Here is a 13,790-nt window from a genome sequence, read left to right as displayed (position 1 = left end):
GGGAGTCACTATGGACAATATGCTATATATCATCGCTGGTTTGGTGCTTATTTTAATCGTAGCAGTCTTGGTCATGCGCAAAAACAAAGCGCAAAAACCATCAGATCAGCCCAGTATAAATACAGATAGAACGGATTCTTTATCGACACAAACTGCTTCTAAAGATATGCCTGATAAAGCCAGTAGCAATAATGAGAGAAAATTTGATCATATTGAAATCGCTCAACGTTTTATGGATCAACAGCGCTATGACAAAGCTATTGAAACACTCAATCGTGGTTTGATTGAAAAACCTCATGACAACCAATTATCTCTCAAACTACTCGCGGTATATGCCACGATAGATCAATCTGACAATTTTAATAAAGTCTATGACTCTATCAAAGCGCATAATGACGTAAAAAGCATTGCACAAGCGGATGAGCTAAAAGCTTTGCTTACTGAGGAACAAAATCAAATAGCCCAGCAATCTCTACCAGCAGATAACAGTCAAGATGCTGGCTTTGAAAGTATCGATTTTGATATGCTAGCTAATAAAGTTGAGAATAATGCTCCAACTTTTGATACCGCTACTGCTCAGCCTGTTGAGTATGAAAACGATTTATTAAATGCCACCAATGAAACCTTAACAGTTTCGAACGATTTTGATAGCTTCAATAACTTTAATAATATCGAACAAACGTTTGACCTTAGTCAAAATAATTTAGAAAACAATACTATTGTGACACCTGTCACGACACTAGATATAGCAGATGAAGAAGCTCTAGTGAGTTCAACGACTGTTACAGACACAGACAGTAACGACTTTGACTTTGATTTTGACTTTGAGTTGTCTGAGGAAAGTGATATCTCTACAGAATCTCCTGTCACCGCTATCGCTAACGACAACTTGAACGACATCACTTTAGATGAGGAAGATTTTTTCTTAGATTTGGCAGACTTAGAGATTGATGCTGAAGCAGATAACGTCAGCGTCGATGATCAAATCACTACAGACGCGATTCAAACAAATGAAGATGGACTTACTTTATCTTTAGACGGTATTGACAGTATCGATGCATCAAATGCAACAGAAAACCAAACGGCTATTGAGCAACCTATTGTTATTGAAGATAGCTTTGATGATTTTAATATTGAAGGCGATTTAGGTGAAAGTCATAGTTTTGAAGATAATAAGACTGAAGTATCTAGCATATCACCGACTACCGTTATGTTCGATGACAATACACTAATAGATGATGATTTTGACTTTGATACTTTATCAAACTCTCCAACAGCAACAACGCCCGTTGCAGTTGAAAGCGACCATGATGTCAGTGGTATTGATTATAGTGATACTGGTATTACTGCTGAAACTACTATCGAAACAGCTGAAGATTTCTCATCACGGTTTGCAGCAGACTTTGATTTCGTCAAAACTTTAGACAGCAATCAAGTGACTCTAGACTTAGCGGGTCAGTATGTCCAACTGGGTGAATATGATAGCGCCAAACGTTTACTCAACGAAGTCCTGACTCAAGGTAATAGCGAACAACAGCAGCAAGCACAATTATTGCTTGAACGCACTGCTTAAAGAGAGCTGTTGCAGCAGCGAGTATTCTACTAGTAAAAAATATTCGCTGCATTTTGCTTTTCATTGAGTTTGCTTGCCATACTTTCTATTCCGATTAAGTTTTCTGCTCTACCCTTTCTCTCCTCTCTATTTATTGTGCTAACATTATGCCATCCTCTTTTATGACCAAAACAATCTCTACACCGATCCAGCTCATCTATGCTGGCGGCACTTTTGGCAGTTATGGGCGTCCATTAGCACCCTTATCAGCAGAAGTATTTTTGCCAACGCTGCAACAACTGCTAGCCGATCCAAATAATGCGGTTAATCTATTGCCAATTGCTTGGCTTAACAATACGCTCATTAAAGACAGCAGCCAACTTACTCCTAGCGATTTTGTACATTTTTATAAGCTGCTGTTGTCAGCTTATGAACAAGGTAGTAGACGCTTTGTTTTAATCACCGGCACTGATACCTTAAGTTACTTGGGTGCATTCTTGGCAGAAGCTTTTGCTGGTAGCGACATTTGTGTGGTTGTTACTGGTAGTATGCGCCCATTATTAGACAGTGAAATACTGCACTCTTACACTATTGATGCTCAAAGTGATGCTTGGAGCAATCTTAAAGACGCTTTAAAAATGGCAGCTGCCGGTGAGTCAGGTGTGAGGATAGGCTTTGGCGGCGAGTCTTGGCCTGCGCAAACGGTACAAAAGATACATAGCCATGATTTTATGGCTTTTACCGGTCACTCAAGAGCCGCTTATCCGGCCAATAGTTATATACAAACCCTTCCAGATACGCGGCGGCAGCATTGGCTTGATGACCAACAAGATATAATCGATGATATTCAAGCTCGCGCTGAGCAAGCCTGCGTTCATGCTTTATATTGTTTGCCAAATGCGACCGATGTATTAAACAGTCAGCTCCGCGCCCTATTATCGCAGCCGCCTTGTGGCATTATCTTATTAGGCTTTGGCGCTGGCAATGTTCCTTATTCAGCAGACTTAGCAGAAGCACTACAGTTGGCTTACGAAAAAGGTCACATGGTGATATGTGCCAGTCAATGCCCGTTTGGCGGTGTCAGTGACAATTATGCGGCTGGCAGTTGGCAATACGATTATCAAGTCATTGCAGGCGGGCGCTTAACCATCCCTGCTATCTATGCACGTCTACTGTGGTTACTATTGCGCTATAATAGCCCAGCACGACGTCGGCAACGCTGGTTGAATAACGTTAATCAAACTGGCACGCGCATTAAAAAATGCTAAATAAATATTAGGGCGTGTTAAATATTCAACACGCCCTAGCCATTCCTTATTTCACAAGCTCTTAGACATAAGCTCCGAAATGAAAATATCCGAGACTACAAGCATCGAAACTAAAAATAGTGAAATTAAAAACATCGAAACTAAAAACATACCGATGTATACATTAGCCATTGCCATCGAATTCTTGGGCACGCATTATCATGGTTGGCAACGTCAAAAAGAGGTGTTAGGCGTACAACAAGCATTAGAAACTGCTATCAGTACCGTCGCCAATGAGCCAGTAGAAGTCGTAGCAGCGGGGCGCACGGACTCAAGTGTTCATGCCAGCAACATGATTGCCCACTTTGTCACTCATGCCTATCGACCTACAAACAACTGGTTACGCGGAGTGAATAGTCTATTGCCTGATGATATTGCGTTGCGCTGGGTTCAGCCGATGCCCGCAGATTTTCATGCACGTTTTGCAGCCATTGCTCGTCGTTATCGCTATATCACCCTCAATCAGACTCAGCGTCCTGCCATTCTCAATCATCAAGTAACCCATATCTATGAGCCACTTGATCTAGCCACTATGCAACTGGCTGCTGCTGATATCGTAGGTACTCATGACTTTAGTAGCTACCGCGCCGCGGCTTGCCAATCCAATCAGCCTGTGCGCAACGTTAGCCATGCAAATCTCTTTGCTCATGGTCAGTTTATCGTTTTCGATATTCAAGCTGATGGATTCTTACATCATATGGTTCGTAATCTAATGGGAACGCTATACGCTATCGGCAGACACGAATTAGAACCAGCAGATTTTTTAAATATTTTGGCTAAAAAAGATCGTACCATTGCACCGCCCACCGCTTCTGGTGATGGCTTGTATTTTATTAATGCCTATTATCCTGAGCACTTTCAAATATTACTGCCGAATGCCTCTTTAACACCTATTTGGCTAAACCTTCCCAACTAGTTAATATAAACTGATATACATATCACTTACAGGCTGTCAAGTAAAAATCAGGTTCCGTATTGCTTTAATCTACTAACTTACGTATAATATGGGCTTATTTTAAATTGATTGATGATACAAATTATGGCAAAAGACGAGATTATTGAATTTGAAGGCGAAGTCATTGACACCCTTCCAAATACTTTGTTTAAAGTTCGTTTAGAAAACGGACACGAAATCATTGCGCACATCTCAGGTAAGATGCGTAAGCATTACATTCGCATTTTAACTGGCGATAAAGTCAAGGTTGAAATGACCCCTTATGACTTGTCTAAAGGTCGCATTACTTACCGTGGTAAAAACTAACTTCTTATTTACTAAATTGGTTATAAGAGCATTGTTATGAATGCTTGAGTGGTTTAACTGATAATAATAATGATACTGCTAACCTACTCATTATTGCCTATCATATTTTAGTAGCTAATTATTGTTTTGCTTTTACCATAAAAAATACCGCTGAATATAAGCGGTATTTTTATGTCTAAATTTTAGCATAGGCTCTTATGATTTAATAACGACCTATCAAGATTGCATGATAAACGTCAGTCTTAATGCATCACTTAAAGCCATTATTTAAATTCAACCGTCGCACCATTTTGTATCACACCAAGCAATGCCAATGCATCCCAATTCGTCAAGCGTATACAGCCTGCCGATGCTTGACGACTGATACGAGCAGGATCTGGCGAACCATGAATACCATATGAAGGCTTACTTAAGCCTATCCACACCAATCCTACTGGATTATTAGGACCCGGTGGAAGGATAGACTTACTACCATCATCAGCGCTATAAGTATAATTGGGCTCATGCACTTTTACCTCTACGGTATGCGTACCCGTTGGCGACGGCATCGCCGTGCTACCTACTGTCGCCGGATAGCTGGCAATTAAATTATCCTTATCATCATACGCATATAGGGTTTCGGTGGATTTATCAGCAACGACTCGCGTAACCGGCTTGGTGTTAGGATTGCCCGGATTGTATACGGTAATGGTCTCGCCTACTGTAAAACTAGCGTTTGGATTGAGCGCTTTAAGATAACTTTCACTGATATGAAATTTTTCCGCCAATCCTTCAATCACGCTTTCATAATACAACCCATCAAGCTTGGCTTTGGCCTCTGCACCCGCTGGAATGGTCGTCGTTTTGATATTAATGTCAGCATCACTGAGCTGATAGCTCACCAATACTGGTTGCTGCATCAGTTTATCGTTTTTGGTTAATGCTTGCCACGTTTCATTATTCAATGTATCCGTCACTGTCAAACCATTGGCCTTTTGAAAGGCTTGCATCGCTTTACGGGTATTCTTTCCCCAATAACCATCGACAGGACCAACCGCGTTTTGATGCCAATTTAATAAAGCTTGCAATTTAGTGACAGTATGACGATCTAGATTCATACCTTCTTTCCAAGTAGCATTGTTTATCTTTTGTGCCACTGCCGGCAGATTTTCTGTTGTATATTTGATGGTAGGTAAAAATTTATTTAATGATACGGCAGCTTTACTCTTACCAGCAACTTTTTGACTCACCCCATTGGTAACGGGACTTATATCATTGACATTGTTAAGCGTGCTTTTATTAGCAACATTTGCGCTATCGTCGTTGGTCGCGGCGATACTTTGAGTCATAAACAGAACTGTTGATAAACCAAGCGCAGCTAGCGCCGTGCTAATTTTCGTTAATTGATACATGTAACGCTCCTAATTTTTTTTAAAATTATATTTTTTATGAAAAACTTTGTTGTTAGAAAGTTAGCTATTAAAAATGATGAAAGTTATTATTTTTAGTCTTTTAATACATTATCAGCACTTTTAATTATTACTATCGCATTGCTCTGATATATTAATAGATACATTAATATTTGAATGGATACTAACCATCTCATGGTACTTACAAGTGACTAATAGTGCCACTATCCTCCTGTGAGAATATGACAGCTTTATGTTAATAAAACCCTTATCTTGCAGTGTCTGTGTTAAAACAAGGATTTTTTTTCGGCTGTCTGGTTAGGTAGGTTTACGTTAACGAGTTGTTTCAAGACACATAAAAAGAAGCATAAAAAAACCCATAAATCGCTCAGCAACTTATGGGTTTATCGTGACAAAATTTCTAACATCTAAATTTATAACTATCAGAATAATACAGTCGAAAACGTTAACGAATGCATTAGTCTTAACAAATTCTCAGTCTACATTAGAGCAGCGTCAGCTAGACCAATTTGGCCAATACCGCTTGCCCCATTTCCTGACAGCCTACTTGTTTTAGTCCAGCTTCACTACGGTCCAAGATATCGACCGTACGTAAGCCATCATCAAGAACATCACTTACCGCTTGCTCAATTGCTTGCGCGGCAGCTTCTTGTTTAAAGGTATAACGCAGCATCATCGCGACGGATAAAATGGTTGCCAATGGATTGGCTATATCCTGTCCTGCGATATCAGGGGCTGAACCATGGCAAGGCTCATACATCCCTTTACCTGCTTCATCGAGACTGGCTGATGGTAGCATACCGATAGAACCCGTAAGCATAGCCGCTTCGTCAGATAAGATATCACCGAACAGATTGCCCGTTACCATGACATCGAACTGTTTAGGGTCTTTAATCAGCTGCATACAGGCATTGTCAGCATACATATGCGATAACGCCACATCGCCATAGTTCGCTTGCTGCAGCTCGATCATCGTCTGCTTCCAAAGCTCAGTGACTTCTAACACATTAGCCTTGTCGATAGAGCAGACTTTGGCAGGTGTACCCGCTGCTTGCGCGCGTGTTTGTGCCAGCTCAAAAGCAACCTTGCCGATACGATTAATCTCGCTGGTGCTATAAACCATGGTGTTATAGCCTTGCTGCTCACCATTTTCTAGGGTGCGGATACCGCGTGGCTCACCAAAATAGATACCACCGGTCAATTCACGGACGATAAGCAAATCTAGACCTGAGATAATTTCAGGTTTAATACTAGAAGCATTGACCAGTTGCGGATAAAGTTTTGCCACTCGTAAATTGGCAAATAAACCGAGCTCACTACGGATTTTAAGCAGACCACGCTCAGGGCGTTTGCTGCGCTCAATACCATCCCACTTAGGACCACCAACGGCACCCAATAACACCGCCTCTGCTGCGCGCGCACGTTGTAGCGTCTCTTCTGGTAAAGGTTCTCCAGTTGCATCAACTGCCACACCGCCGATTAATCCAGACTCAAGGGTCAAACCTAACGCAAACTTATGATTGACAGCTTCGAGCACATCAATGGCTTGAGTCATGATCTCAGGGCCAATACCATCGCCCGCTAATGTTAAAATCGTTGCCATACTGATCCTTGTGGGTAAGTAAGTTTTTATTTATAGTTTTGCTATCATTTGATGACAGCTTTCTAAAAAACGACTTCTTGCACAATGAGCTGCACAAGAAGTCGTCTATTTTATTAAGTTTTCTGCAAAAAGTTAGTATTAAACGATCAAAATCAACATTGAGAGACAAGCTGCTTGCCTTTCACACTTTGCCTGTTAAGCGTTAATAGTCACGCCTTGGCTTTTACTTTCACTTTTGATTGTGCTGGTGTCGCCTTAACCATACGAGTTTCTACAAACTCTCCTTGATGCTCAGTGCCTAGCTCTTTGCAGAAGCGGCGCTGCACCGTATTGCCTTGATAAAGATCAACACATAAAGGTTCTGGTGATGCTGTGTCTAACAAGCTACCCGAGTTTTGACTGGATTTTTTTTGATAAGCACGTAGCTGATAAGTACCGGGGTTAACAAAATCATGAATCATCGCAAAACGTTCTACATAACCCACATTATTTTCTGGATAGAAGTTAATATGTACTTCACGTTTAGCAGGCTGTACGCGAGCATAATAATTGGTCATCCCTGGCATACCAGATGCTGATAATGGAACAATTTTGATCGTGTTCTTATTAGCGAGCGGTGTCATATCTATGGTCATGGGTGCTTGCGTATGTTTAGTGCTATTACGACTTTTACCGTTACCACTGGCGTTCTTCATCGCGACCAGCATATTGGCATTAAAAGGCTTATGAGTATCAGGCGCAATGACTAAAGTGCGATCTATCTGCACAATCTCGCAGTGATAAGTGCCGACGCAGGCAATATTCACTTCACCAGCGACAGGCTTGATATTACCCGCCCACGCCTTTGCGTTTTCTGCTTGATCTATCTGTTGGTAGCCAGTCAACGCCTGACAGCCAGATAACAATAAGCTTGCGGCCATAGCCGTGCTTGTCCATAAAGCGAAACGTGTTTTATTCATAATGGTGGCTACTATGTATAAGATAGAAGATATAATAATGTAAAAATAGACTACCATTCATTTTAGCCATTTAATCACCATAACTCAACGCTGTATTAACGCTAAGCTATTCTTTATGGCGATTAACAAATATTGATTCATCATTTACTGTTAATCGCTCATTATTAACATTTCGTTGTTAATATTTCGTTGTTAATAACTAGGCTCTAACTTCATTGAATATCCAAGGTGTTTTTTGCATCATTTTATGCTCGTATTCTTTAATGACATCGCTTTGCTGCAAAGTCAGTCCGATATCATCAAGACCATTTAGCAAACAATGCTTCCGAAATTCGTCTACTTCAAAAGCATACTCTTCACCAGTTGGCGTAATGACTACCTGCCTTTCAAGATCTGCAGTCAGCTCATAGCCTTCGTTGGCAATCGTGGCTTTCATTAACGTATCAACAATTTCTTCTTCTAATACAATCGGTAGCATGCCATTTTTGAAACAGTTATTATAAAAAATATCGGCAAAGCTTGGCGCAATAACAGTACGAAAACCATACTCTGAAAGTGCCCAAGGCGCATGTTCACGGCTAGAGCCACAGCCAAAGTTTCTGCGTGCCAGTAAAATATTAGCACCTTGATAGCGCGGCTGATTTAGAATAAAGTCAGGATTAATAATACGTGTGCTATTGTCTTGACCTGGATAACCTTCGTCGAGATAACGCCAATCATCAAATAGATTAACGCCAAAGCCTGTACGTTTAATAGACTTCAAAAACTGTTTTGCAATAATCTGATCGGTATCGACGTTGGCACGATCAAGTGGGCAAACGATACCCGTTTGAGTGTTATAAGCTTGCATAAATACATCCTCTAATATAAAGGTAATCGTAACCGTTAAAGCATGGCTAATAATCGGTTATCGATAACTGAGTGTCCACTTAGAATGTGCGCACATCGACAAAGTGACCTGCCAATGCTGCTGCTGCTGCCATTGCAGGACTCACTAAATGCGTACGACCGCCATTACCTTGACGACCTTCAAAGTTACGGTTAGAGGTCGAAGCACAGTGCTCTTGTGGCTCAAGCTTATCGGCATTCATCGCTAGACACATCGAGCAGCCCGGCTCACGCCATTCGAAACCTGCCTCGGTAAATAAAGCATCCAAGCCTTCTGCTTCCGCTTGCAACTTCACTTGCCCAGAACCCGCAACGACGATGGCTTCTTTGATAGTATCAGCCACTTTACGACCTTTAATTACGGCTGCGGCATCACGCAAATCTTCGATACGTGAGTTGGTACAAGAACCGATAAATATACGGTCAAGCTGGATATCAGTAATTTTTTGACCTGCTTCTAAACCCATATAGATATAAGCGCGCAACCAACCTTCTTCTTGTGCGGCGTCAATGGCTTGATCAGGGGTTGGCACTGATTGGGTGATATCAACGACCATTTCAGGTGAAGTGCCCCACGATACTTGCGGTGCTATTTGGCTGCCATCAATCTCAATCACGCTATCAAATACGGCGTCATCATCTGAATAAAAAGTACGCCAGTATGTTTCTGCTTGCTGCCATTGCTCAGCAGTTGGCGCATAAGGACGACCTTTGACATAATCTATCGTCGTATCATCAACGGCAACCATACCCACGCGCGCGCCCGCTTCAATCGCCATATTGCAGACGGTCATGCGCCCTTCCATAGTCATGTCTTCAAATACTTGACCAGCAAATTCAATGGCATGTCCTGTTCCGCCAGCGGTGCCAATTTTTGCGATGATAGCAAGTACCACGTCTTTTGAGGTCACGCCAGCGCCAAGCTTACCCGTGACGCGGATTTGCATATTTTTTGATTTCTTTTGAATCAAGCACTGAGTTGCCAATACATGCTCAACCTCAGATGTGCCAATACCATGCGCTAAACAGCCTAGTGCGCCATGAGTGGCGGTATGTGAGTCCCCACAAACTACTGTCATACCGGGCAATACCAAGCCTTGCTCAGGACCGACGACATGCAAGATGCCTTGACGGGCATCATTGATGGTAAATTCGGCAATATCAAACTTAGTACAGTTTTCATCTAAAGTCAGTACTTGTAAGCGAGACACTTTATCTTTAATACCTGCAACACCCTCTGAGCGCTCTTTAGTCACCGTTGGCACATTATGGTCAGGGCTTGCAATATTGGCAGACAGACGCCACGGCGCTCTATTGGCCAGCTCTAAGCCTTCAAATGCCTGCGGACTCGTCACTTCATGCAGCAAATGGCGGTCGATATAAATCAGGCTCGAACCATCATCACGCTTAGTGACTTCATGAGCATTCCAAAGTTTGTCATATAACGTTTGACCGGCCATGTTGCTATCCTTTTTAGTTGCTAATAACTTAATTTTTCGTTTGCCTAGACAGTAGTAAGCTAGGACCTTTTTATTTGTAATTTGATAATAAGCGCTGCAATCGGCCAACGAACCAAGTTTTATAGTCAAATAATCAAATTTATATAATAAATACGTCTTGATGTCTTGTGATTATAGCAGGCTAATCCTATAATAATAATTGATGATTTTTGCATAGTTGCAAACTTTTATTTCTAATACATTATGACTAGGTCAGCCAACTTTTATTTATAGCTCGCTACGTAGCTAAGGACATCGGTGTGAATACCACAAATTTGACGACATTCGTCACTGTTATGCAAACAAGCAGTATTTCGGGTGCCGCAGAAAAACTGTTTATTACTCAGCCTGCGGTCAGTAAACGCATCAAAAACTTAGAAGATGAATTCAATATTACCTTATTTGATACCGTAGGGCGCGGGATTGTGCCAACGCAAGCGGCTAGTGAGATGTTGCCTCATGCCAAACGCTGGCTTGAAGATTATGAAAACTTCAAAATCAACTTGCAGCATTCTAAGCACATTGTATCCGGCAAGCTCGTCATCGGCACCAGTCATCACATAGGCTTACATCATTTAGCGCCTGTATTAAAGCACTTTATCCAAGCCTATCCTGCCGTACAGTTGGAAGTGCACTTTGTGGATTCAGAAACTGCCCACAAATCGGTGTTAGATGGCGATTTATCATTGGCATTTTTAACATTACCGCCTGTATATGATAAGCGCTTGAGCTATCATACTCTATGGTCAGATCCACTCTTCTTTATGACCGGCACATTATCACCTTTGGCCACAAAGTCTAATGTGACGTTAGAGCAATTGGCACGCTACCCTGCTATTTTGCCGTCTGCTAATACCTTTACCAGTCAGATTACCTTGGCTGAATTTGCTAAGCACAACCTAAAGCCTTATGCCACTATGAGCACTAACCCACTTGAATCTATTCGAATGTTGGTTTCTGTTGGACTCGGCTGGTCAGTATTGCCACAAACGATGATCAGTCAAGACTTAGAACGTATTGATATGGCCGATAATATCGAATTACAGCGTTATTTAGGCGTGGTCATCAATCCAAAACTAACGCAATCTAACAGCGTTACTGCTCTATTGGAATTACTTGCTCCGATCGAGTAAAGAGTTACTGGCTAAAAGATTGCTAACTTATGCTAAGTGTTCTCTTAACAGAGCATAATTATTTAGAAAATTACCGAATTCGCATTTGTGACTCTCATGCGTTATAATACATCTGACGTTTTTTGATAACATAAGTTTACCTTAATAACACTGATAGTCATATATTGAACAGTTCTAGTAATATATGATAGTAAACAGTAGGTTTAATGGTTTTAAATGATTGGTTATATAAGCGACTGATATTCATATGTGATTAGTAGATGCGGGCAACTACCATAGTAAGCTGGAAAATGTATTTTCAGTAGCCTTTTAATCACTATTTTTTATAGGTATGAGTCCTAGAACAGCATCAATCATATAAAACTAACAGAAGATATTGAATAAAAGCCATTATGTCCTACTTAATGGCTTTTTTCGTCTTTAGATATTGTTTCTAAACATCGTCTTGTAAGACTTAATTTTTCTCGTTAAAAATAATGACAGCCAACAACGTTGGTTAAGGATAGTTTATATGAACGGAGTTTCTAGTGGCGTGCTGGTATCACTTGGCGCCTATTTCTTGGTGATGATTGGGATTGGCATTTACGCTTATTTTAAGCAAGCCAATGATACTGAAGGTTATATGCTTGGCGGTCGCAGCCTAGGTCCTGCGGTAACTGCTTTATCCGCTGGCGCATCAGATATGTCCGGTTGGCTATTACTTGGTTTACCAGGCTATATGTATGCAGATGGGGTGGTGAGTGTCTGGATTGCGCTTGGTTTGACGATGGGTGCCTTCTTAAACTATATTATCGTCGCACCACGTTTGCGGGTTTATACTGAGATTGCAGACAACGCAATCACACTACCTGATTACTTTGCTAACCGCTTTGAAGACAAATCACACATGCTTCGCGTATTCTCAGCAGTCGTTATTATCTTATTCTTTACTGTTTATACTGCAGCCAGCTTAGTTGGTGGCGGTAAACTCTTTGAAAGCTCGCTCAATCTTTCTTATAGTACTGGTCTGTGGGTGACTGCTGGTGTGGTCGTCGCTTATACCCTATTTGGTGGTTTCTTAGCGGTATCAATGACTGATTTTGTGCAAGGCATAATCATGCTATTTGCGATGGTAATCGTACCTGTCGTCGCATTTACTGACCTTGGCGGTATTTCAGCAACCACTGCAGCAGTTCGAAACATCGATCCAAACCTGCTTAATATTACCAGTGGTATGACCATCATGGGTATTATCTCCTTATTAGCGTGGGGTTTAGGCTATTTTGGTCAGCCACATATTATTGTACGTTTCATGGCAATACGTTCTGTTAAAGATATCCCAACGGCACGTAACATTGGTATGAGCTGGATGATTGTTAGTTTAATTGGTGCATTAATGACTGGTTTTGCTGGTCGTGCTTATGTACAAAAAACAGCAATGACTTTAGATGATCCTGAGACCATCTTTTTGGTATTTACCCAGTTCTTATTCACACCACTGGTTTCAGGTTTCTTGTTAGCCGCTATTTTAGCAGCGATCATGAGTACTATCTCATCACAGCTATTGGTAGTGTCAAGCTCATTAACTAAAGATGTCTACAAACTATTCTTAGATAGAGATGCGCCAGAAGCTCGTCAAGTACTGGTAGGTCGTATCTCTGTTATATTAGTTGCTGTTGTATCAATCTTATTAGCCTCTGACCCAGAAAGCTCTGTATTAAGTTTGGTCTCTAATGCTTGGGCTGGATTCGGTGCTGCTTTTGGACCACTAGTCATATTTAGCTTGATATGGCGCGGTATGAACCGTAACGGTGCTGCTGCTGGTATGGTCGTTGGCGCATTAACTGTCATCTTATGGATATATGGTCCTTTCCAAATCAACGGTATGGCGCTTAATAGTTGGTTATATGCGATTGTCCCAGGTTTCGTTCTTAGTACTATCGCTATCTTTGCGGTAAGTATTATGACAGGCGGTCCAAAGGATTCAATCAAAGAGAAATTTAAAGAAATGGAAATGAATTTGAATAAATAAGCACTTTTTATTCACTATTGTATGATTAAAAACCCTCATTCTGAACTGACCCCCAAATGTTGGACGGTTTAGTTTACCCCAAGGACTGAGTTCTGTACTGCACAGGACTCAGTCCTTTCAGTTTCATCTGAATACGCTCATTGTTGTAATAATGAATATACTCGTGAA

Annotated in this window: 12 protein-coding genes; 6 read left to right on the top strand and 6 right to left on the bottom strand. The window is 41.3% G+C overall.

Features of this window, described 5'->3' with window-relative positions:
• The first annotated feature begins 10 nt into the window (after positions 1-10).
• The 4 genes from EPB74_RS12660 to infA all read left to right on the top strand — a co-directional run bounded on the left by EPB74_RS12660 (position 11) and on the right by infA (position 4,120).
• Positions 11-1,573 carry a FimV/HubP family polar landmark protein gene (locus EPB74_RS12660; RefSeq protein WP_274904502.1) on the top strand — a complete coding sequence of 521 codons (1,563 nt, stop codon included), beginning with the start codon at positions 11-13 and terminating at the stop codon, positions 1,571-1,573.
• Positions 1,574-1,734: 161 nt separating this feature from the next.
• Entirely contained in the window at positions 1,735-2,820 is a 1,086-nt protein-coding gene (locus EPB74_RS12655) for an asparaginase (RefSeq protein ID WP_274904500.1), read from the top strand.
• A 148-nt stretch (positions 2,821-2,968) separates the two neighbouring features.
• A complete protein-coding gene (gene truA / locus EPB74_RS12650; RefSeq protein ID WP_274904529.1) occupies positions 2,969-3,775 on the top strand; it encodes a tRNA pseudouridine(38-40) synthase TruA in 807 nt (268 codons plus the stop codon).
• Between the two features lie 123 nt (positions 3,776-3,898).
• On the top strand, positions 3,899-4,120 hold the full coding sequence (gene infA / locus EPB74_RS12645; protein WP_010199824.1) for a translation initiation factor IF-1: 222 nt from the start codon (positions 3,899-3,901) through the stop codon (positions 4,118-4,120).
• 263 nt (positions 4,121-4,383) lie between these two features.
• Here infA and EPB74_RS12640 read toward each other — a convergent pair whose 3' ends face one another.
• The 5 genes from EPB74_RS12640 to leuC all read right to left on the bottom strand — a co-directional run bounded on the left by EPB74_RS12640 (position 4,384) and on the right by leuC (position 10,439).
• Positions 4,384-5,511 carry a L,D-transpeptidase family protein gene (locus tag EPB74_RS12640; protein ID WP_274904497.1) on the bottom strand — a complete coding sequence of 376 codons (1,128 nt, stop codon included), beginning with the start codon at positions 5,509-5,511 and terminating at the stop codon, positions 4,384-4,386.
• A 517-nt stretch (positions 5,512-6,028) separates the two neighbouring features.
• Positions 6,029-7,132, bottom strand: a complete 1,104-nt coding sequence (gene leuB / locus EPB74_RS12635) for a 3-isopropylmalate dehydrogenase (RefSeq protein WP_274904496.1) — start codon at positions 7,130-7,132, stop codon at positions 6,029-6,031.
• A 209-nt stretch (positions 7,133-7,341) separates the two neighbouring features.
• Entirely contained in the window at positions 7,342-8,091 is a 750-nt protein-coding gene (locus tag EPB74_RS12630) for a hypothetical protein (RefSeq protein WP_274904495.1), read from the bottom strand.
• A gap of 199 nt (positions 8,092-8,290) precedes the next feature.
• Positions 8,291-8,941, bottom strand: a complete 651-nt coding sequence (gene leuD / locus EPB74_RS12625; RefSeq protein WP_274904494.1) for a 3-isopropylmalate dehydratase small subunit — start codon at positions 8,939-8,941, stop codon at positions 8,291-8,293.
• Positions 8,942-9,020: 79 nt separating this feature from the next.
• Positions 9,021-10,439, bottom strand: a complete 1,419-nt coding sequence (gene leuC, locus EPB74_RS12620; RefSeq protein WP_274904493.1) for a 3-isopropylmalate dehydratase large subunit — start codon at positions 10,437-10,439, stop codon at positions 9,021-9,023.
• A gap of 299 nt (positions 10,440-10,738) precedes the next feature.
• Between leuC and EPB74_RS12615 the strand changes: the two genes are divergently transcribed.
• Together EPB74_RS12615 and putP are read left to right on the top strand one after the other, a co-directional pair.
• Entirely contained in the window at positions 10,739-11,611 is an 873-nt protein-coding gene (locus EPB74_RS12615; protein WP_079692110.1) for a LysR family transcriptional regulator, read from the top strand.
• Positions 11,612-12,122: 511 nt separating this feature from the next.
• Positions 12,123-13,622 (top strand): sodium/proline symporter PutP, encoded by a 1,500-nt coding sequence (gene putP, locus EPB74_RS12610; protein ID WP_089555174.1) that lies wholly within the window; start codon positions 12,123-12,125, stop codon positions 13,620-13,622.
• A 73-nt stretch (positions 13,623-13,695) separates the two neighbouring features.
• Here the strand turns inward: putP and EPB74_RS12605 are convergent.
• On the bottom strand, positions 13,696-13,790 hold a 95-nt coding region (locus EPB74_RS12605), incomplete at its 5' end, for an IS3 family transposase (protein ID WP_274903576.1).

The sequence above is a fragment of the Psychrobacter sp. DAB_AL62B genome, from assembly GCF_028895345.1.
In the GTDB taxonomy this organism is placed as follows: Bacteria; Pseudomonadota; Gammaproteobacteria; order Pseudomonadales; family Moraxellaceae; genus Psychrobacter.
The sequence above is the reverse complement of the archived record's forward strand: the minus strand, read 5'-3'. Positions and strand labels throughout refer to the sequence as shown.